Below are 21,736 nucleotides of genomic sequence, written 5' to 3'. Positions count from 1 at the left end.
GAACCCATGAAATATGCATTAGGCCCGGTGCTCTACTACTGGCCAAACAGCGAAATAGACGCCTTTTATCAGCAGGCGATGAGCAGTAGCGCCGATATCATCTATCTTGGCGAGAGTGTGTGTACCAAACGGCGTGAAATGAAAGTGGCAGACTGGCTGGCGCTGGCGCAGGAGATCGCCAAGTCTGGCAAGCAGGTGGTGATCTCTACCCTGGCTTTGCTACAGGCACCTTCAGAGCTCAATGAGCTGAAGCGTTATGTGGAAAACGGCGAATTCCTGATCGAAGCCAACGACCTTGGTACGGTAAATATGGCTGCCGATCGCGGTTTGCCGTTTGTCGCCGGCCATGCTCTCAATTGCTACAACGCCTACACTTTGCGCCTGTTGCACAAGCAGGGCATGATGCGCTGGTGCATGCCGGTGGAGCTTTCACGCGACTGGCTGGTCAATTTACTGCAACAATGTGATGAGCTGGGATTCCGTCAGGGGTTTGAAGTGGAAGTGTTGAGCTACGGCCATTTGCCACTGGCCTATTCTGCGCGCTGCTTTACTGCACGCTCAGAAAACCGGGGCAAGGACGAATGCGAAACCTGCTGCATTAAATATCCGCAGGGGCGCATCGTCAACTCTCAAGAGAACCAACAGGTGTTTGTGCTCAACGGTATCCAGACTATGAGCGGCTACTGCTACAACCTGGGCAACGAACTGACCAGCATGCAGGGATTGGTGGATATTGTACGTCTGTCGCCACAGGGTATCGAAACACTGGCGGTGCTCGACAGCTTCCGGGCTAATGAGCAAGGAAAGCAGCCACTGACGTTAACCGACCATGCCGAATGCAACGGCTACTGGCGGCGCGTAGCCGGGTTGGAACTGGTGCAGTAATCACTATGGGGCCAGCATTCTGGCCCCATGGTTATCAGGAAGTCCGACGTTTACGAAATAGGTTACGCAACCCCACGCGATTGCGCACGGCTCCGACGCCAATACCAATCAGCGTATAAATCACCCCCAATAGCAGCAGCATGGCAACATCCCCGCCAACATCTCGCAGCGATAGCCCCATCTGATTCACGCCGGCAATGGCTTTGGTTGCCCAGGTTGAGGGGATCATCGAGGAAATCGCCCTGACCCACTGTGGCATCGCTTGCAGCGGCCAGATGGTGCCAGAAAGGTAAAACACCGGGGTGGTGATAAATGACAGCGTCAGGTAGATCATCTCCACGCTACGCAAGCATTCGGTCACCAGCTTGCCTAGCCCAAGCACCGCAAGCAGGAATGGGAAGGTCAGCAGCAAGATCTCGGGGATCGTCGCAGTCTGGCGATAGCCCAAGACCCAGGGCCACAGGACAAATAACACAATCGACAAGAACAGCCAGATCGGCAGCAAGGCCGATAGCCCCCCCAGATAAACAGGAAGCGACGGCTTGCCGCCCGGCGCTCCTTTCAGCACAATGCTGACGCGCACGCAGGCAATCAGCAGAGAGTGCTGCAATAACATCACTAACAAACCCGGGAAAATAATTGCCGCAAAGCTGATGCCGGGGTTGAATACGTCCAGCGTTTGGCTCTGGATCGGCATCATGATCACCTGAGCCTGCCGTTCACTGAAACCACTGTGCATTAGCAGCATGGTGTTGTACTGACCCAGCAACTGCTGGTAGGCCGCCACCACGTCCTGCTGGATCTGGCCGTTCGCCAGCCGATTGGTTGCATCTCCGAACACCGGGATCTCGATGTTTTTGCCGTTGAGGATCTTCTTCTCCAGATCCACCGGCATGATGATCACCGCAAACAGTTTGCGCCAACCCAGATCCCGTTTTGCCTCATCCAGGCTGTCATAGATTTGAATGGCGATCTTCGGGGTGGCATCCAACTGGCGGATAAGCTGGCGGCTGGCAGTGCTGTGATCCTGATCGATCACCCCCACCGGCAGATCCCACACCGTGCGGTTGGCATAAACCATACTCATGACGCACAGCGACAGGATCAACATCAGCCACATCGGCCGTTCCAGCATACTCGTCAACACTTTGCGGAAAGTGAGCCAATAGCTTTTCATCCCACCGTCTCCTCTTTTGCCAGCCGCTTCAGCAGCCGGTTACGCACCAACAGTGCGGTTACCAACGGGTAGATGAGCAACAGCGCACACACGCCGAGGATGGCGCTGGCTGGCACCTGCCGCAGGAAGACGTCGAACATGGCGTAAAGCGCGTGAGTAAGAGGTTCGATATTGGAAATAATGCGCGCCGGTAACGGCATGGAAAGCTCGGGCACCGCCATACCAGAGAAAGTCAGTGCAATGCTCACCAACATGCCAATCAGGGTATAGGCGGTAATGGCGCTGCCGGTAAAGGTGTACAACAGCAGGCCAATGCTTTGTGCCGCCATCACGTAGAAGAAGCCAATCATCAGCATAAACAGCGGATTGCCGCTGACGCGAGCGTCAAAAATACCCACCAGCGCGGCAATCTCGACCATCAACAAGGTAGTAAAGCACAGGGTGTAAGGGGCCAGTTTTCCCAGTAGTGCCAAGCTAAAGGGCTTAGCCTTCAGCAAAGATTTACTGCGGGCCATCACGTAAATCATGCAGGTAACCACAAACAGCTGCAACATGTGAATGGTGGCGGCAAACTGCTGATAATAGATATAGCTGCCGCTGGCATTGAACAGGCTGCCGTAGTTGAGGGTGACATCCGCCAGCGGCGGCAGTGACTTGCCTATGGCACCGGCAATGATCGAGCGGTAATTGGCGTTAGCCTCGGCCATCAGGCCGCTGAAATCCTGAGTAGAATACAGCCCGGCACCGTAAAACAGCGCGTTGTAATACAGCACCACACTCGGCTGATTGCCCGCCAGCGCGTCCGCCTCAAAATCGACCGGGATAGACAGCAAAGCGTAATCCTGTGCGCTACGCAGACGGCGCAACGACTCATCAAGACCGCCGTCATAGGCTTGTACATGGGCATGAGAACCCGCATCCAGCTTACGGATCAGGTTTTTTGACAGCGGGCTATGATCGTTATCCACCACCGATACCGGCAGATCAAGCAAGGTTCCTTCTGAAAAGTTGCTACTGATCAGACCAAACAGGATCAACGGGAAAATCCAACTCAGCCAGTGAACCACTGGCTTGCGGAAAGCGATGCGACATTCGCTGCTGAACGCGTGGCTGAAACAGCGCCAGCCTGCCCTTACTCTTTCCATTGCCATAAGGTACTCATCCCTGGGCGCAGGCCATCTATCGGCTGCGACGGATACAAACGAACTTCAAAGGTTTTCAGATCAAAGTCACCAGTGGCTCGCGTGGCACGCTTGGTGGCGTAATCCCCCAACGGGGCGATATAGCGCACTTCGGCCTCGATCGTTTGGTCTTTCAGTGCCGGGACACGCAGCTGGATCTTATCCCCTTTGCGAACATGCGCCAGAATATCTTCCCGCAGGTTAAACACGAAATAGGCGTCCGGTACACGTATCAGCGTCATCAACGGGCTGGAGGCGTTGAGCAGCTCACCCACTTCTGCCGGGATTGGCCCCACCTCGCCATCAACCGGGGCTTTCACAAGTAGATCGTCGGTTTGGGCCTGAATTTCTAACAGGTCTTGCTCGCTGGCTCGCAGGGCAGCTGCATATTTCTGCCGCAGTTCGATGCGATCGCCATTGATGCCTTCGTCCAAATTGGCCTTGGCGGCCTGCACTTGTTGATAGGCGGTATCACGCGCACGGCGTGAGCTGTCCAATTCGGATTTGGATACGTAGCCCTTGCTGGCGACGCTCAGGTTACGATCGTAATCGTGTTGGGCATTCTGGTATTGCGCCTCGGCCTGTGCCAGGTTGGCGCGCAGGTTACGGATGCTTTCTTCACGGGTGCCATGCAACGATTGGTCCAACTGCGCTTGAGCCTCATCCCGCGAAGCCTGCGCAGAACGTAGCTGGGCCAACAGTTCCGGGCTTTCCAGCCGCAGCAGCAGTTGCCCGGTTTTTACGTCGTCTCCACGCTCTACCAGGCGCTCTATCACCCGGCCCTTGGCTTTGGAAGCGACGATCACTTCGGGGGCATCCACTTCGCCCTGCAGCAACAAATCCTGATTATACGCGCGGAATAGCACCGCCATGGCGATGGCTATCCCCATCAGCAGCAGGGTAAACAGTGTCTTCTTCTTCATTACTTCAGCCCCTTGAACATCAGTGTGCAAACAAAAACCATCATAGCCTTAAAAAAACCATTATTCTCTTAAGTATATTGCGAGCACATATATCCCCTTTTATAACCGTCTTTTCGATTATGCTTTTAACACAAAAAGCATAATTGCTTTTTAAGTTGCAGATCCCTGCAATCGCCCTTTAAGCGATCAATCCGATATCCTGTTAAAAAACAGGAGTATCAGCACAATGGACGATGAAATGACTGAACACACACGGGTGCCGCTTTCGGTACTGGATTTATCCCCGATCCCGCAGGGAGCCAAGGCGCGGGACGCATTTCACTGCTCGCTGGATTTGGCGCAACATGCCGAAAAGTGGGGCTATCAGCGCTACTGGCTAGCGGAACACCACAATATGACCGGCATCGGCAGTGCCGCGACGTCGGTATTACTGGGTTATTTAGCCTCCGGCACCCAAAGCATTCGCCTTGGCTCAGGCGGCGTGATGCTGCCAAACCATGCGCCGTTGGTGATCGCCGAACAGTTCGGCACCTTGGAATCGCTCTATCCAGGGCGTATCGATCTGGGGCTTGGCCGCGCACCGGGTACTGACCAACGTACCATGATGGCACTACGTCGCCACCTCTCCGGCGAAGTGGATAACTTCCCGCGTGACGTGCAGGAACTGCAACATTACTTTGGCGAAGTACAGCCGGGGCAAGCAGTGCAGGCCGTACCGGGCCAAGGGTTGCAAGTGCCAATCTGGCTGTTGGGTTCCAGCCTGTACAGTGCGCAGTTGGCGGCACAGCTCGGCCTGCCGTTTGCCTTCGCCTCGCACTTTGCGCCAGATATGCTGTTCCAGGCACTGAATGTGTACCGTGAGAACTTTAAGCCGTCTGAGCAGCGCCAGCAGCCGCACGCGATGGTGTGTGTCAACGTGGTCGCCGCAGACAGCGACCAAAATGCCCGCTTCCTGTTCACCTCCATGCAGCAGCAGTTTATCAACCTGCGCCGTGGCTCACCAGGCCCACTGCCGCCGCCAGTGGATAATATCCACGCGTTGTGGACCGCAGGCGAGCAGTATGGGGTCGATCAGGCTCTGCGCATGTCGATCGTCGGTAGTGAAAGCACCATCCGCCACGGGTTGCAAAGCCTGCTGCGCGAAACGGCTGCGGATGAGATCATGGTTAACGGCCAGATTTTCGATCATCGGGCGCGCTTGCGATCGTTTGAGATTGTTGCCGGGGTGAAAGGCGACTTAATGAAGGGATAGGGGTTACATATTGGTGACGCCCCTCACCCTAACCCTCTCCCACAGGGAGAGGGAACCGATCGAGTATGTTTGAAATTATAGTGATTCACCTTGGATGAGAAAGCAGATCGGGTTTGCTGAGATTGTATTGACTCACCTTGAATGAGGAGACGCTCGAGTTTGCTGGGATTATCGCTTTACTGCCAAACAAGCAGAAGCTATCAGCTCCCTCTCCCTTCGGGAGAGGGTTGGGATGAGGGCTCAACGTTGGATCAGGTAGCGAATGGTTGGCCCATCCTGCTGAATATCCAGCACCTTGTAACCGTGGTTACGGGCATCGAGCGGAATATTGTTGATCGACTGCGGGCAGTCGCTGATCACTTCCAGTATTTCGCCCGGCTTCAGCTGCGGCATCGCTTCTAACGTGGCCACTGCCGGATAAGGACAAGGCTCTCCCACCATATCCAGCCGGTAATCCGGCACGATCTCTGTCTGTTTCATGCTTCACTCCCCAAGTTCACCACCTGCGCATCTGGCTTGGCGCGGAAAAAACGTTTCTCCCACCACAACATCGCGGCAAAGGCGATGGCCAGCAGCAGATAGGTCACCAGCAGACCGCCGATCGGCCCGAAGGTGTCCAGCAGGTTAATCTTGTCGTAGTTGGTCGCCAAGGCTGGTGCCAGATCGTCCCAATAGTAGGCTAACAGCGTGGCACCAATGATATTGCCCAACCCTACCCACCAATAATGAACCTGTCCTTCCACCGCACGGTACATCCAGCCGGTTTCGCAGCCGCCAGCCAGCACAATACCGAAGCCGAACAGCAAGCCGCCCAGTACCGCGTTAGGCCCGGCCCACATGATTTTCGGCGAGACGCCCAGTTGCACATAGCTGAAGATACCGATGGCACTGACCGCCATGCCGATAATAATGGCTTTGGCCATATGCGTACGACCCGTGATCCACAGATCGCGGAACGCCGAGGTAAAGCAGATCTGCGCCCGTTCAATCAACAGACCAAAACCGATACCAAACAGCATGGCAATACCGAGCTTCGGCGCATCAAACAGCGTCCATAATGACCAGGCCACCATGAGGCAGAAAATCACCATTCCCAAGCGGAAACGCCGACGTGCCTGCTCGGGTTTTTGCGTCAACGGTGAGGCCGCTTTCACTCTTTGCAGCTTCACCGGAATACGGAACATCGGCAGCAGAGTGAACTTGGCACCGAAGTAAGAACCTGCCGCCGTCGCCAACGCAAAAAACCAGGCGTGCAGCGAGAACTGTGGAATACCGGTAAAGAAGGCCGCCAGGTTACACCCCATCGCCAGACGCGCGCCAAAACCGGCAATAATGCCGCCCAGCAACGCCTGCACAATGCGGATACGGTGCTGTGGCAGACGTAATTTGATGCTGTTGGCCCACAGCGCGGCGGCAATACAGCCAGCAAACATGCCGATAATCATGCGCCCGTCGATACGCTCCAGTGGCGTGCCTTGCAGGCCGATCACCTTGAAGTAGCCCCACTGCTCCGGGTGGAAACCAAACCACTGCAATACATGGCCGCCCCAGCGGGTGAACTCGCCGGTTACCGCCCAGAAGGTGCCGGTCATGCCGAAATAGTAGGTCGAGAGGATCCCGGCGGCGATCACCGCCGGTAAGGGCGCCCAAAAGCGCACCAGGTATTGAGATTTGAATTGCTGCCAGCTCATGGCAACTCCTATCCGAAAGATAAACCTTGCGAATGATACGCCATTACACGCGATTAGCTGAAGCTTCAGGCAAAAAAAAACCAGTCCGAAGACTGGTTTGAGACTGCTGACTACGTATCAATATCAGGGCGCTGTATGCGGCGCCCCTACGCTATTAACCCGTAAGGGATTTGTCAGCAGTTATGCATCACCGAAACGGCGACGTGGTGCGGCAGGAGCTGCTGCATCGTCACGGCGTGGTGCTGGCTTGTCACGGTTGAAGTTACCGCCACGACGTTCGCCACCGGCAGCATTACCGCCTTCACGACGCTCACCGAAAGAACGACGCGGTGCTGGTGCACCTTCACGACGCTCGCCGTTGAATGGACGGGCACCGCCACGGCGCTCACCACCGTTACCACCAGCAGGACGCTCACGACGCTCATGCGGCTGTGCATCGCCCAGTAGTTGCATGTTCATCGGCTTGTTCAGAATGCGGGTGCGAGTGAAGTGATTCAGGATCTCGCCCGGCATACCTTTTGGCAGCTCGATAGTGGAGTGGGAAGCAAACAGCTTGATGTTACCGATGTAACGGCTGCTGATGTCACCTTCGTTAGCGATAGCGCCAACGATATGACGAACTTCCACGCCGTCATCACGGCCTACTTCAATGCGGTACAGCTGCATTTCACCAACGTCACGACGCTCGCGACGTGGACGCTCAGCACCACCGTCACGGCTGTCTGGACGTGCGTCACGACGACGGTCGCTACCACGTTCGTCACGATCGTTGAACTCACGACGTTGACGCGGCTTGAACACTGGATCTGGTGGCAGGATCAGAGGACGTTCGCCCTGTGCCATTTTCAGCAGTGCAGCGGCCAGCGTTTCCATATCCAGATCTTCACCCGGCTGCAGTTTAGCCAGCAGCGCGCGGTACATATCCAGATCGCTGCTTTCCAGCTGCTGCTGAACTTTAGCGGCAAACTTGGCCAGGCGACGCTCACCCAGCAGATCTGCGTTTGGCAGCTCGACTTCAGGGATGGTCAGCTTCATGGTGCGTTCGATGTTGCGCAGCAGGCGGCGTTCGCGGTTTTCTACGAACAGCAGCGCGCGACCAGCACGGCCAGCACGACCGGTACGGCCGATACGGTGAACGTAAGACTCTGAATCCATAGGGATATCATAGTTTACCACCAGGCTGATACGCTCAACGTCCAGACCACGAGCGGCAACGTCGGTGGCGATCAGAATATCCAGACGGCCACTTTTCAGACGCTCCAGGGTCTGCTCACGCAGCGCCTGGTTCATGTCACCGTTCAGTGCGGCGCTGTTGTAACCGCTGCGCTCCAGCGCTTCGGCCACTTCCAGGGTCGCATTTTTGGTACGAACGAAGATGATCGCCGCGTCAAAATCTTCCGCTTCCAGGAAACGCACCAGCGCTTCGTTTTTACGCATGCCCTGCACGGTCCAGTAGCTCTGGCTGATGTCCGGACGAGTGGTGATGCTGGACTGAATGCGCACTTCCTGCGGATCTTTCATGAAGCGACGGGTAATACGACGGATCGCTTCCGGCATGGTCGCAGAGAACAGCGCGGTCTGATGTTCAGCCGGGATCTCCGCCATGATGGTTTCTACGTCTTCGATAAAGCCCATGCGCAGCATTTCGTCGGCTTCGTCCAGAACCAGGCCTTTCAAGCCAGAAAGGTTCAGGGTGCCACGTTTCAGGTGATCCAGCAGACGGCCTGGAGTCCCTACTACGATTTGCGGGCCCTGACGCAGAGCGCGCAGCTGCACGTCATAACGTTGGCCACCGTACAGGGCCACCACGTTAACGCCATGCATGTGCTTGGAGAAATCGGTCATGGCTTCAGCGACCTGAACCGCCAGTTCGCGGGTTGGAGCCAGTACCAGGATTTGTGGTGCTTTCAGGGCTGCATCAAGGTTGTGCAGCAGGGGCAGCGAGAACGCCGCAGTTTTACCACTACCGGTCTGCGCCATGCCCAGCACGTCGCGACCGTTCAACAGGTGAGGAATACACTCAGCCTGGATCGGTGATGGTTTTTCGTAGCCCAGATCGGTCAGGGCAGCAATGATCGGAGCAGACAGCCCCAGGTCAGCAAAAGAGGTTTCAAGCTCAGTAGTCATGTACACGTGCCTCATTAATAATGGCAGCCAGTCTACATAACTCGTCGAGAAAATTTTCAGTCATTTTCATTGAAAAGTGTGAACCGGCTCAAATTAGATTATAAAACAGACAAAAAAGCCCTCGCCCGTTAAGACGATTACTTTGGTCAAAAAAACCAATGTAAATCAGGCTGATAAGTGTCCGTCAGCTATTGCTGGTCCGATTCCGATAGGTCGTCTTGTTCTTGGCCCAACAGCGCCAATTCCAACAATGCATAGCGGTGCTCAACAAAGTTATGAACGTTGTTAGCCACCGTCAGTTTGAACAGCGCCGAAGCGGTGTCCTTGTCCCCCAGACTTAGGTAGTGCTTACCTAAATAGAAGTCAGTTTCACTGAGATGCTCAGCGAGCGAAGTGTTATCCGTTGCATCTGCCTTGAGGCGTTCCATCAGCGTTTTTTCGCTGATTTTGCCCAGGTAGAATTCGACAATATTCCATCCCCATTGCCCTCTGTCCGATTTGTCATAACGCTGCTGGAGCGATACGGTAGCCATCTTGGGATCGATTTCTCTCTCCACCAGATAAAGCCACAGCGAACGGAAGGGATCGTTTGGGTCGTCTTGATAAAACGCCTGCAGATCATCCTGCGCCAACGGGAAGCGGCCACCATAATACAGTGCGATGCCCCGGTTTAAACGCGCGTAATTGTAAGTTGGATCAAGCTCTAGTACAGAATCAAACGCTTCATAGGCAGCATCAAAATTGCCTGCCTGCGTTAAGTAAATGCCCAGGTAGTTGAAAACTTCTGGCATATCAGGACGTATCGCTAGCGCTTGTGAAAAATCATTGCGCGCTAGAGCACGTAAACCCAAGCTATCATACAGCACACCGCGCTCATATAAAAGCTGTGCTCGCTCATCGTCCGTTAATGCCCGGCTGGCAAGTATTTGTTCCATGCGCGCCAGGATCACTTCCTGCTGCAGCGTAGGCTGCAACGGAATAGCCAGAACTTCGTCTTTACGCCAATCATGGTTGCTGCATCCTGCCAGCAATAGTGCTGTCGCAACGTAACACCAGCGCAAGAAAGGCTTCATTTCCCACTCCCGAAGACAAACATTGGATGAACGTCCTGTCCTCCGCTTGCTAATACGCGAGTATCCTACCCACGTGATAAGGACAGCCCCCAACCCTAGCGGCAGGGAGCTGTAAAACTGCTGATACAGTTATTCTGCTTCTGGTGCAGGAGCCGCAGCGGATTCTGGCGCTGTAGCTTCTTTGATGCTCAGGCGCACACGGCCCTGGCGATCAACTTCCAGTACCTTAACCGGTACTTCCTGACCCATCTGCAGATAGTCGGTCACTTTCTCAACGCGCTTGTCGGCGATTTGAGAGATGTGCACCAGGCCTTCTTTACCGCCGCCGATGGCCACGAAGGCACCAAAATCAACGATACGGGTGACTTTACCCTGATACACACGGCCCACTTCGATCTCAGCGGTGATCTCTTCGATGCGGCGGATAGCAAACTTCGCTTTGTCGCCGTCGGTCGCAGCAATCTTCACTGTACCGTCATCTTCAATTTCGATTGTGGTGCCAGTCTCTTCGGTCAACGCACGGATGACTGAGCCACCTTTACCGATCACATCTTTGATCTTGTCTGGATTGATCTTGATGGTGTGAATACGCGGTGCGAACTCGGAGATATCGCCACGTGGCGTGCTGATAGCCTGTTCCATCACGCCCAGAATGTGCAGACGCGCACCCTTGGCCTGGTTCAGAGCCACCTGCATGATTTCGCGGGTGATACCTTCAATTTTAATGTCCATCTGCAGCGCGGTGATACCGTCGCGGCTACCGGCCACTTTGAAGTCCATGTCGCCCAGGTGATCTTCGTCACCCAGAATATCAGACAGTACCACAAAGTTTTCATCTTCTTTCACCAGGCCCATGGCGATACCCGCAACGGCGGCCTTGATTGGCACACCTGCGTCCATCAGTGCCAGGGAGGCACCACAGACGGAAGCCATTGAAGAAGAACCGTTGGATTCGGTGATTTCAGACACCACACGCACGGTGTACGGGAAATCTTCTGGTTTAGGCATCATAGCTAAAACGCCACGTTTTGCCAGACGACCATGGCCGATTTCACGACGCTTCGGTGAGCCCACCATACCGGTTTCACCAACAGAGTACGGAGGGAAGTTGTAGTGGAACAGGAAGCTGTCGGTTTTCTCACCCATCAGCTCATCGATGTTCTGTGCGTCACGCGCGGTACCCAAGGTGGCAGTAACCAGCGCCTGAGTTTCACCACGGGTGAACAGTGCGGAACCGTGGGTACGTGGCAGAACGCCAGTGCGCACGTCCAGACCACGGATCATGTCTTTCTCACGACCATCGATACGCGGTTCGCCACGCAGCACTCGGCTACGTACGACGTTTTTCTCAACGGTGCCCAGGATGTCCTGAATTTCAGACGCGTCCAGAGTTTCGTCTTGCGCCAGCAGTGTTTCCACTACGCTGTCTTTGATCGCATCAACCTGAGCGTAACGCTCTTGTTTTTCGGTGATGTGGTAAGCATCGCCCAGACGGCTTTCGGCCAGCTCGGCTACGCGCGCATGCAGCGCTTCGTTAACCGCTGGTGCCTGCCAGTCCCACTTCGGTTTGCCTGCTTCGGCAACCAGAGCGTTAATGTTTTCGATCACGATTTGCTGTTGGTCGTGGCCAAACACCACCGCGCCCAGCATCTGATCTTCGCTCAGCACGTCCGCTTCGGATTCAACCATCAATACCGCGCCTGCGGTACCGGCAACCACCAGGTCCAGACGGCTTTCTTTCAGCTCGTCTGTGGTTGGGTTCAGTACGTACTGATTGTTGATGTAACCCACGCGTGCAGCACCGATTGGGCCATTGAACGGAATACCGGACAGGCTCAGGGCAGCAGAGGCACCGATCATCGCTACGATGTCCGGGTTTACCTGTGGGTTCACGGAAACCACGGTGGCGATCACCTGCACTTCGTTCAGGAAGCTATCTGGGAACAGTGGGCGGATCGGACGGTCGATCAGACGGGAAGTCAGGGTTTCGCCTTCGCTCGGACGGCCTTCACGGCGGAAGAAGCTACCCGGGATACGGCCAGCAGCGTAGGTACGCTCCTGGTAGTTCACGGTCAGAGGGAAGAAGCTCTGGCCTGGTTTGGCTTTCTTCTGGCCTACTACGGTGACGAATACTGCGGTGTCATCCATGCTCACCATCACGGCGGCAGTGGCTTGACGTGCCATCATACCGGTCTCAAGCGTCACGGTGTGTTGGCCATACTGGAATTTGCGAATAATCGGAGTCAGCAAAATTTAATCCTTAATTGGTGGCGCGCAATCGTTCTTCGACTCGACACGCCTGTGGTTCACTGACCTTCTCACTACATCCTCGCGACTAATGACAATCCTTATCTCTCATGAGATAAAGCCTCTCATTAGCCGCGCGAACCTCTGTAACGGAAGATCCTCAGTAATACATTAACCTGATTTGCTTATGCTTCCTAGAAGAAAGGGGCCACATTTGGCCCCTTTCTACTGAAACTTGCTAGATTAGCGACGCAGACCCAGACGCTCGATCAGGCTGGTGTAACGTGCTACATCTTTACGCTTCAGGTAGTCCAGCAGCTTACGACGCTGAGAAACCATACGCAGCAGACCACGACGGCTGTGGTGATCTTTTTTGTGCTCTGAGAAGTGGCCTTGCAGATGGTTGATCTGCGCAGTCAACAGGGCAACCTGAACTTCGGTAGAACCGCTGTCGTTAGTACCACGACCGAAATCAGCTACGATTTGAGCTTTAGCTTCAACACTTAGAGACATTGTCATACTCCAAAATTATAGATAATAAATACAGGCGCCGATCTCTAATTCAGCAACCCAATGCATAAGCTGCGCCATTCTACTCTTAGAGCAGGGCGATCGCAAGGTGGGCAGGTCAGTCGAAATACTCGACAACCAGGCGACGCGGCGCGACTCGGCCATCATCGGCAATCTCGCCAATGCCGATAAATTTACGTTCATCGCCTTCGGTAATGCGCACCAGACCCGAGGCCGGAGCCCCTGCGGCCTGCACCGGCTGCCCTTGTTTGACGTAACCCGCTACCGCTGGCAACAGGTTCACTTCAGGGAAATCTTCGGCCGGACTGTCCATCGGCATCAGCAACGGATCGAGCAGCTCGCTTGGCGCAATGCCCTGCTCCTGTGCCTGTTCCAATAACGCATTCAGCTGTTCCAACGTGACCATGCGGGCGATCGGGTACTTTGCCACCTGCAGGCGGCGTAGATAAATCACGTGTGCGCCACAGCCCAGTAACTCACCGAGGTCATCCGTAATGGTACGGATGTAGGTGCCTTTCGAGCAGTGAATTTCCAGCTCAAGCTCATCCCCTTCCCAGCGGATAAACTGCAACTCATACACGGTGATGCTGCGTGCTTCACGCGGGACTTCGATACCCTGACGAGCATATTCGTACAGCTTTTTGCCCTGGTATTTCAGTGCGGAATACATCGAAGGCACCTGCTGGATGTTACCCCTGAAGGTGTCCAGCGCGGTATCAAGCTGCGCCTGGGTGAAGTTTACCGGCCGCTCCTGCACGATCTGGCCATCGGCATCCGAGGTGTCCGTACGCTGGCCCAAACGGGCAATCACGCGGTAACGCTTGTCGGAATCGAGCAGGTACTGGGAGAACTTGGTAGCCTCACCCAGACAGATTGGCAGCATACCGGTCGCCAGTGGATCGAGCGCGCCAGTGTGACCCGCGCGGTTGGCATTGTAGATACGCTTTACTTTTTGCAGGGCGTCGTTGGACGACAGGCCCTGCGGTTTGTCCAGCAGCAGTACGCCGTGAATGTCACGGCCGCGACGGCGAGGGCGACTCATTAAGCCTCCTCTTCATCGCCTGATGCACTGCGACGTTCGGCATCGTTCTTCACTACGTTGGTCACCAGGTTGGACATGCGCATGCCTTCAACCAGTGAGTTATCGTAGGAGAAGGTCAGTTCCGGCACTACGCGCAGGCGCATCGCTTTGCCCAGCAGCGTACGGATATAGCCAGAGGCATCCTGCAACGCTTTAATGCCGTTGGTCACCAGATCCGGATCGTGGTTTTCGGTCAGCACGTTCAGGAAGGTGACGTAAACTTTGGCGTAAGCCAGATCGCGAGACACTTCAACACCTGAAACGGTAGCCATGCCGACACGCGGATCTTTGACTTCACGCTGCAAGATCATCGCAATCTCTTTTTGCATTTCTTGTGCCACGCGTTGACCGCGGCTGAATTCTTTTGCCATTTGGAAATCCTCCAGACAAATAGGGGGGCACAAGGCCCCCCTAAAACAGATTTATGCGTTTTTCGAGGCTTAAGCGATGGTACGCTGGATCTCGATGATTTCGAACACTTCGATCATGTCGCCAACGCGCACGTCGTTGTAGTTCTTAACGCCGATACCACATTCCATACCGTTACGGACTTCGTTAACGTCATCTTTGAAGCGGCGCAGGGATTCCAGCTCGCCTTCATAGATAACCACGTTGTCACGCAGCACGCGGATTGGGTTGTGACGCTTGATGTTGCCTTCGGTCACCATACAGCCGGCAACAGCGCCGAACTTAGGTGATTTGAACACATCACGTACTTCAGCCAGACCGATGATCTGCTGTTTGTACTCAGGCGCCAACATACCGCTCATCGCCTGCTTCACTTCGTCGATCAGGTTATAGATCACGGAGTAGTAACGCAGATCCAGGCTTTCTGACTCGATCACGCGGCGGGCAGAAGCATCCGCACGCACGTTGAAGCCCAGGATGATGGCGTTGGATGCCGCAGCCAGGGTCGCGTCGGTTTCGGTGATACCACCGACGCCAGAACCCACAATCTTCACCTTCACTTCGTCGGTGGAGAGTTTCTGCAGTGAATCGGAGATCGCTTCACAGGTACCCTGTACGTCGGTTTTCAGCACGATGTTCAGTTCAGAAACTTCACCTTCGGTCATGTTGGCGAACATGTTCTCCAGTTTGGATTTCTGCTGGCGAGCCAGTTTAACTTCGCGGAACTTGCCTTGACGGTACAGCGCAACTTCACGCGCTTTCTTCTCGTCACGCACGACGGTCGCTTCGTCACCCGCAGCCGGAACGCTGGACAGGCCCAGGATCTCAACCGGGATAGAAGGACCCGCAGAGGTCACTTCACGGCCCAATTCGTCACGCATCGCACGAACACGGCCATACTCGAAGCCGCACAGGACGATATCGCCCTTGTTCAGCGTCCCTTCCTGTACCAGTACGGTAGCCACTGGGCCACGGCCTTTATCCAGGAAGGATTCGATTACCACACCGCTCGCCATGCCGCTACGAACCGCTTTCAGTTCAAGAACTTCGGCCTGCAGCAGGATAGCATTCAACAGTTCGTCGATACCGGTACCGGCTTTCGCAGATACGTGGACGAACTGAGCTTCACCGCCCCACTCTTCTGGCATAACGCCATACTGAGACAGCTCTTGCTTAACGCGGTCCGGATCGGCTTCTGGTTTGTCAATTTTGTTAACCGCAACCACCAATGGCACTTTAGCCGCCTGAGCATGCTGAATGGCTTCGATGGTTTGTGGCATCACGCCGTCGTCTGCTGCTACGACCAGAACCACGATATCGGTCGCCTGAGCACCACGAGCACGCATTGAGGTAAACGCTGCGTGGCCTGGGGTATCCAGGAAGGTGATCATGCCGTTTTCGGTTTCTACGTGGTAAGCACCGATGTGCTGGGTAATACCACCTGCTTCGCCAACCGCCACCTTGGTGGAGCGGATGTAGTCGAGCAGAGAGGTTTTACCATGGTCAACGTGGCCCATGATGGTCACGACTGGCGCACGAGATTCGGCACCGGCGCCGGTGTCACGGTCGCTCATCAGCGCTTCTTCCAGCTCGTTCTCACGACGCAGGATAACTTTGTGGCCCATCTCTTCGGCAACCAGTTGTGCGGTTTCCTGGTCGATGACCTGGTTGATGGTGGCCATCGCGCCCAGCTTCATCATCGCTTTGATGACCTGAGAACCTTTTACCGCCATCTTGTTGGCCAGTTCGGCAACGGTGATGGTCTCGCCGATCACCACGTCGCGGTTCACCACCTGAGCTGGCTTGTTAAAGCCCTGCTGCAGGGTGCTTGGCTTACGTTTGCCTTTACCGCCACGGGTCATGGTGCGAGCTTCTTCGCGGTCTGCTTTAGACTCGGAGAGCTTGTTGCCTTTCTTCTGTTTGGTCGCTTTGCCACCGCGAGTACGGCTACGGCGCTCACCTTCAACTTTGGCGTCGTTTTCGTCTTCGGCTGCACGAGCGTGCTCGGAGGTGGTTACGTGGTAGTCGGCTGTTTCAACCGCAGCGCTTGCGGCTTCCGCTTCGGCCCACTTCTCACCGTTCTCTTCGGCCATACGGCGCGCTTCTTCCGCTACGCGTTTGGCGTCTTCTTCAACCTTACGGCGTACTTCTTCTTCCGCTTTACGTTTCAGTTCGGCGGCTTCGGCTTCACGGCGTGCTTTTTCTGCCTGAGCTGGCTTGGTCATTTCGTCGGTATGTTGATTGGTCACTTTTTCTTTTTCCGCTGAATTACGCTTAGCAATCTCCGCGGCCTCACGTTTGGCTTGCTCTTCGGCAACGCGCTTGGCTTCTGCTTCGCGTTTCGCTAGCTCTTCCGCTTCGCGCCTTGCCTGCTCTTCCGCTTCACGCTGTGCCTGCTCAGCCGCTTCAGCCTGTTGGGCTTCCTGCGGATCGCGATTTACATAAGTGCGTTTCTTGCGGACCTCAATTTGCACCGATTTACTCTTACCGCCGGTGCTCGGAATATTCAAGGTGCTGCGCGTTTTGCGCTGCAACGTGAGTTTGCCTGGCGCACTACCGTGTTCACGGTTCAGGTGCGCCAGTAAGGTTTCTTTCTCGTGCTGTGTCACAGAGTCGGTCTCAGACTTGTTGATCCCTGCATCAGCAAACTGCTGTACCAGGCGATCAACCGGTGTCTGTATCTCTGCTGCCAGCGATTTTACGGTTACATCTGTCGTCATGCTGTTCCTTCCTGCTACAGTTATTACGCGTTGTCGCCAAACCAACAGATATTACGTGCGGCCATAATCAGCTCGCCGGCCTGCTCATCGCTAAGCCCTTCAATATCAGCCAGATCGTCAACACCCTGCTCGGCAAGATCTTCCAGCGTACAAACCCCACGCGCGGCCAGTTTAAAGGCCATGCTACGCTCAAGACCCGGGAGGTTGAGCAAATCATCAGCAGGTTTTTGGTCGCCCAGGCTTTCTTCCTGTGCCAGGGCCAGCGTGGTCAATGCAGCTTTGGCGCGATCGCGCAACGCTTCAACCATATCTTCATCCAGACCGTCGATTTCCAGCAGCTCTTTGATTGGCACGTAGGCCAGTTCTTCCAGCGTAGAGAAGCCTTCTTCGACCAGAACGGTGGCGAAATCTTCGTCGATATCAAGATACTTGGTGAAGGTATCAATGGCGGCATGAGCCTCGGCCTGATGCTTGGCCTGCAGATCGTCCGCCGTCATCACGTTCAGTTCCCAGCGATCATCATCACGATGCTGTTTCAACAGTTGGGAAGCTAAACGCACGTTTTGGCCATTACGGCCGATCGCCTGTGCCAGGTTGCTGGCTTCAACGGCGATGTCCATCGTGCACCGATCTTCATCCACCACGATCGAGGCAACATCTGCCGGGGCCATGGCGTTAATGACGAACTGTGCAGGGTTATCATCCCACAGGATGATATCAATACGTTCCCCGCCAAGCTCGCTCGAAACGGCCTGGACGCGGGCACCGCGCATACCGACACAGGCACCGACCGGGTCGATGCGCTTGTCGTTGGTTTTCACGGCAATTTTTGCACGGGAGCCAGGATCGCGGGCTGCCGCTTTAATCTCAATCACTTCTTCGCCAATTTCCGGCACTTCGATGCGGAACAGCTCTTTGAGCATATCCGGGCTGGAACGGCTGACGAACAGTTGCGCACCGCGCGCTTCCGGACGTACTGCGTACAGTACACCGCGGATACGGTCACCCGGGCGGAAGTTTTCGCGTGGCAGCATGTCTTCACGGCCAATGACCGCTTCGGCGTTGCTACCCAGATCCAGCGCAATGCTGTCACGGTTAACTTTTTTCACCACGCCGGTGACGATCTCACCTTCGTGTTGGCGGAAGGCATCAACCACCATCGCGCGCTCGGCTTCACGCACTTTCTGGACGATAACCTGCTTCGCCGTCTGAGTGGTGATACGGTCGAAGGTCACGGATTCGATCTGATCTTCGATATAGCCGCCCAGTTCCATGGACGGATCTTCATACTGTGCAGCTTCCAGCGTGATCTCACGCGTTGGCTGGGTCACTTCATCAACGGCAACCCAACGGCGGAAGGTGTCGAAATCGCCAGTCTTGCGGTCAATGCTGACACGGACCTCGATTTCCTGCTCATATTTTTTCTTGGTGGCGGTGGCTAAAGCGGTTTCCAGGGCTTCGAAAATCTTCTCACGTGGTAGGGATTTTTCATTGGAAACTGCTTCAACAACAGCCAGAATCTCTTTGTTCATCCTAGTTGCCTCATCCAAACTTTAAAAGTGGGGTACCAGGTTCGCCTTCTGAATATTGCTCAGCGCGAACACTTCATCTTTCCCATCCACAGTAACCGTGATCATCTCACCCTCTACGGACTTGATGATGCCCTGCCATTTGCGGCGGTTTTGTATCGCCATACGCAGAACAACGCTGACTTCTTCACCGAGAAAACGTTGATAGTGTTCCGCGGTGAACATAGGGCGCTCAAGGCCAGGAGAGGAAACTTCCAGGTTGTAAGCGACCGTAATCGGATCTTCGACGTCCAGCACAGCGCTGACCTGGTGGCTGACATCAGCGCAATCATCAACATTGATTCCGTTGTCACTATCAATATAGATGCGTAGTGTCGATTGGCGCGCCCGAATAAATTCGATGCCTACGAGCTCAAAGCCCAACGCCTCTACCGGTGCGGAAAGCATCTCTGTTAATTTTTGCTCTAATGTGGACAAGCCCACCCCCAAGACATAAAAAAAGGGCCTAATAGCCCAGTGATTCTGTTGCCAAATAACAAAAAACCCCGAAAATTCGGGGCTTTATGCAACTGGACCCTGTTTGCCGCAAAGCGGCTTCGGTGCAACTTTCTAGCAAGTGTCATTTTCAAATGTTGATCGAGAAAAGTGGAATTCAATCGAAAAGTGTATTTGAAAATAAACACTTAAAGGAAAGTGGTTGCGGGGGCCGGATTTGAACCGACGACCTTCGGGTTATGAGCCCGACGAGCTACCAGGCTGCTCCACCCCGCGTCCGAAAACGTGGCAAATATTACGCCGATAATTGCAAAAACGCAAGTTATCTCTGGGATTTGGTACCGAGGATGGGACTCGAACCCACAAGCCCGTTAGGGCACTACCACCTCAAGGTAGCGTGTCTACCAATTCCACCACCTCGGTACTGATTTTTACTGCTGACGGCTGTTTCTATTGAGGTCCAAAACAACCGTTTTCAAACTTTTCAGCGGCTTACTGCGGGATATCACTGACCGGTTTAGCTGGTGCTGCCGGAGTGCTAGTCTGCTCAGTTTGCGCTGGCTGACCCAGGTTTTCCCACTCGCTGCCTTTCTTGCCCTGATTGGTGCTCAGGTTGCCCAGGATCAGACTGATGACGAAGAACAGCGTCGCCAGAACAGCCGTCATGCGGGTCATAAAGTTGCCTGAACCGGTCGATCCGAAGAATGTGCCAGAAGCACCTGCTCCGAATGAGGCTCCCATATCAGCGCCTTTACCTTGCTGTAGCATGATCAGAGCAACCAGCCCGATCGATATCAGCAAGAAAATTACCAGAAGAGCTTCGTACATAGTGGTACCTGTATCCTTGCGGGTTCACCGCGTGCCAAATGCTTCTCACCCCAGATGCTTCCAAACTAAAGAAGGCGTGGCGTGTCATTAAAACAGCCCACTGAAGCGGGTGTGAATACTAACCAAAGCCATCAAAGCGCGCAAGGGCAATTTGCAACCACCGATGCGTTTGCGGAAAAAAACAGCAAAAGCATGGCCAATCGGGAAATTTCGCAGGCACCGACAGCGTACCTGCGTAAAAACAGCGTGTTACCCTGCCAGCTTGACCGCATCGGCGATACGATGCGCCAGCGCGATAACCTGCTGTTCATCTTCGCCTTCCACCATCACGCGGATCAGTGGCTCAGTGCCCGATTTACGCAGCAGCACGCGGCCACGGCCAGCCAATTCGGCTTCGACCTGTTCAGCGACCTTCAACACCGCCTCTGACTCCAGCGGATTATGCTCACCGACAAAGCGCACGTTGACCAGAACCTGTGGCAGTAATTTCATACCGCTGCACAGGTCGTGCAGGCTCATGTTATTACGCACGATTGCCGTCAACACTTGCAGGCCAGCGACGATACCGTCCCCGGTGGTAGTTTTGTCCAGCAGGATCACGTGGCCAGAGTTTTCCGCCCCGATGCGCCAGCCCAGCTCTTGCAGTTTTTCCAGAACATAGCGGTCACCCACCTTGGCACGAGCAAACGGGATGCCGAGCTGCTTGAGTGCCAGCTCCAGGCCCATGTTGCTCATCAGGGTACCCACGGCACCGCCGCGCAATTGCCCCTGGCGCAAACCTTCACGGGCGATGATGTAGAGGATCTGATCGCCGTCTACCTTGTTACCCAGGTGATCCACCATCATCACGCGGTCGCCATCGCCATCAAAGGCCAGACCCACATGTGCCTTCTCTTCCAGCACGCGCGCCTGCAGTTGACGTACATCGGTAGCGCCACACTCTTCGTTGATGTTCATACCATTCGGCTCACAGCCGATGGCGATCACTGTGGCACCCAACTCACGCAAAACGCTTGGGGCAATGTGATAGGTAGCACCGTTGGCGCAGTCCACCACGATCTTCAGCCCGTTCAGGCTCAGTTCGCTCGGGAAAGTACCTTTACAGAATTCGATATAGCGCCCTGCGGCATCGACAATACGGCTGGCTTTACCCAGCTCGGCAGATTCGACACAGGTCAGTGGTTTTTCCATTTCCGCTTCTATGGCCTCTTCCACATCGTCTGGCAGTTTGGCGCCGTCGATGGAGAAGAACTTGATGCCGTTATCATAGAACGGGTTATGCGAGGCAGAAATCACGATCCCGGCTTCCGCACGGAAAGTTCGGGTCAGATACGCCACCGCTGGGGTTGGCATCGGGCCGGTAAACGAAGCGGACAGCCCCGCGGCCGCTAAACCGGCCTCCAGCGCTGACTCCAGCATGTAGCCGGAAATACGGGTGTCTTTACCGATGATGATTTTGCGGGAACCGTGACGCGCCAATACCTTACCGGCCGCCCAACCCAGTTTGAGGACGAACTCTGGAGTTATCGGGTTGTCACCCACCTTGCCACGAATGCCGTCGGTACCAAAGTATTTGCGTTCGCTCATG

The 21,736-nt window shown here is 54.9% G+C and carries 19 protein-coding genes and 2 tRNA genes; 2 read left to right on the top strand and 19 right to left on the bottom strand.

All coding sequences use genetic code 11. From position 1 onward, the window contains the following. Positions 1-6 precede the first annotated feature (6 nt). Positions 7-885, top strand: coding sequence for a U32 family peptidase (locus ABIE29_RS00770; RefSeq protein WP_429616281.1), 879 nt, complete (start codon positions 7-9; stop codon positions 883-885). A 34-nt stretch (positions 886-919) separates the two neighbouring features. On the opposite strand, the gene ABIE29_RS00765 is transcribed toward ABIE29_RS00770, so the two are convergent. The 3 genes from ABIE29_RS00765 to ABIE29_RS00755 are packed head-to-tail and all read right to left on the bottom strand — an operon-like array spanning position 920 to position 4,166. Next, positions 920-2,062 (bottom strand): ABC transporter permease, encoded by a 1,143-nt coding sequence (locus ABIE29_RS00765; protein ID WP_429616280.1) that lies wholly within the window; start codon positions 2,060-2,062, stop codon positions 920-922. Further along, entirely contained in the window at positions 2,059-3,213 is a 1,155-nt protein-coding gene (locus ABIE29_RS00760; RefSeq protein ID WP_429616279.1) for an ABC transporter permease, read from the bottom strand. Before ABIE29_RS00760 ends, ABIE29_RS00765 begins: the two co-directional genes overlap by 4 nt. Then, positions 3,195-4,166 (bottom strand): HlyD family secretion protein, encoded by a 972-nt coding sequence (locus ABIE29_RS00755; protein ID WP_429616278.1) that lies wholly within the window; start codon positions 4,164-4,166, stop codon positions 3,195-3,197. The genes ABIE29_RS00760 and ABIE29_RS00755 overlap by 19 nt, the downstream gene beginning before the upstream one ends. Positions 4,167-4,404: 238 nt before the next feature. Between ABIE29_RS00755 and ABIE29_RS00750 the strand changes: the two genes are divergently transcribed. Continuing rightward, positions 4,405-5,418 (top strand): luciferase-like monooxygenase, encoded by a 1,014-nt coding sequence (locus ABIE29_RS00750; RefSeq protein ID WP_429616277.1) that lies wholly within the window; start codon positions 4,405-4,407, stop codon positions 5,416-5,418. A 240-nt stretch (positions 5,419-5,658) separates the two neighbouring features. Here the strand turns inward: ABIE29_RS00750 and yedF are convergent, their stop codons facing one another. From yedF to glmM, 16 genes are all read right to left on the bottom strand, one after another. Continuing rightward, positions 5,659-5,898: a sulfurtransferase-like selenium metabolism protein YedF gene (yedF, locus tag ABIE29_RS00745; protein ID WP_021179059.1), complete on the bottom strand. Its 240-nt coding sequence runs from the start codon at positions 5,896-5,898 to the stop codon at positions 5,659-5,661. Continuing rightward, positions 5,895-7,109 (bottom strand): selenium metabolism membrane protein YedE/FdhT, encoded by a 1,215-nt coding sequence (gene yedE, locus ABIE29_RS00740; protein ID WP_429616276.1) that lies wholly within the window; start codon positions 7,107-7,109, stop codon positions 5,895-5,897. Before yedE ends, yedF begins: the two co-directional genes overlap by 4 nt. A gap of 180 nt (positions 7,110-7,289) precedes the next feature. Further along, positions 7,290-9,236, bottom strand: a complete 1,947-nt coding sequence (locus tag ABIE29_RS00735) for a DEAD/DEAH family ATP-dependent RNA helicase (protein ID WP_429616275.1) — start codon at positions 9,234-9,236, stop codon at positions 7,290-7,292. After that, a complete protein-coding gene (yrbN, locus tag ABIE29_RS00730; RefSeq protein WP_223499600.1) occupies positions 9,226-9,300 on the bottom strand; it encodes a protein YrbN in 75 nt (24 codons plus the stop codon). Before yrbN ends, ABIE29_RS00735 begins: the two co-directional genes overlap by 11 nt. A gap of 124 nt (positions 9,301-9,424) precedes the next feature. After that, positions 9,425-10,309, bottom strand: a complete 885-nt coding sequence (nlpI, locus tag ABIE29_RS00725; RefSeq protein ID WP_021179056.1) for a lipoprotein NlpI — start codon at positions 10,307-10,309, stop codon at positions 9,425-9,427. A gap of 129 nt (positions 10,310-10,438) precedes the next feature. Continuing rightward, on the bottom strand, positions 10,439-12,559 hold the full coding sequence (gene pnp / locus ABIE29_RS00720; protein ID WP_429616274.1) for a polyribonucleotide nucleotidyltransferase: 2,121 nt from the start codon (positions 12,557-12,559) through the stop codon (positions 10,439-10,441). A 240-nt stretch (positions 12,560-12,799) separates the two neighbouring features. Beyond that, positions 12,800-13,069, bottom strand: a complete 270-nt coding sequence (rpsO, locus tag ABIE29_RS00715; RefSeq protein ID WP_004933502.1) for a 30S ribosomal protein S15 — start codon at positions 13,067-13,069, stop codon at positions 12,800-12,802. A 115-nt stretch (positions 13,070-13,184) separates the two neighbouring features. Next, positions 13,185-14,129, bottom strand: a complete 945-nt coding sequence (truB, locus tag ABIE29_RS00710; RefSeq protein WP_429616273.1) for a tRNA pseudouridine(55) synthase TruB — start codon at positions 14,127-14,129, stop codon at positions 13,185-13,187. After that, entirely contained in the window at positions 14,129-14,539 is a 411-nt protein-coding gene (gene rbfA, locus ABIE29_RS00705; protein WP_429616272.1) for a 30S ribosome-binding factor RbfA, read from the bottom strand. Before rbfA ends, truB begins: the two co-directional genes overlap by 1 nt. 69 nt (positions 14,540-14,608) lie before the next feature. Further along, the gene (infB, locus tag ABIE29_RS00700; RefSeq protein ID WP_429616271.1) at positions 14,609-17,296 is read right to left on the bottom strand and encodes a translation initiation factor IF-2; all 2,688 of its coding nucleotides are present in this window, start codon (positions 17,294-17,296) and stop codon (positions 14,609-14,611) included. Between the two features lie 23 nt (positions 17,297-17,319). Then, positions 17,320-18,828, bottom strand: coding sequence for a transcription termination factor NusA (nusA, locus tag ABIE29_RS00695; protein WP_024483371.1), 1,509 nt, complete (start codon positions 18,826-18,828; stop codon positions 17,320-17,322). 21 nt (positions 18,829-18,849) lie between these two features. Next, on the bottom strand, positions 18,850-19,302 hold the full coding sequence (rimP, locus tag ABIE29_RS00690; RefSeq protein WP_024529072.1) for a ribosome maturation factor RimP: 453 nt from the start codon (positions 19,300-19,302) through the stop codon (positions 18,850-18,852). Between the two features lie 217 nt (positions 19,303-19,519). Further along, positions 19,520-19,596: transfer RNA gene (locus tag ABIE29_RS00685), tRNA-Met, on the bottom strand. A gap of 60 nt (positions 19,597-19,656) precedes the next feature. Continuing rightward, positions 19,657-19,743, bottom strand: a tRNA-Leu gene (locus ABIE29_RS00680). Between the two features lie 69 nt (positions 19,744-19,812). Next, complete coding sequence (gene secG, locus ABIE29_RS00675; protein ID WP_024483369.1) at positions 19,813-20,148, bottom strand: preprotein translocase subunit SecG; 336 nt, start codon at positions 20,146-20,148, stop codon at positions 19,813-19,815. A 249-nt stretch (positions 20,149-20,397) separates the two neighbouring features. Then, positions 20,398-21,735: a phosphoglucosamine mutase gene (gene glmM, locus ABIE29_RS00670; protein ID WP_429616269.1), complete on the bottom strand. Its 1,338-nt coding sequence runs from the start codon at positions 21,733-21,735 to the stop codon at positions 20,398-20,400. Position 21,736: the final 1 nt, after the last annotated feature.

Source organism: Serratia sp. 2723, assembly GCF_050434425.1.
Classification (GTDB): Bacteria; Pseudomonadota; Gammaproteobacteria; order Enterobacterales; family Enterobacteriaceae; genus Chania.
This window is presented reverse-complemented; position numbering and strand designations above follow the sequence as displayed.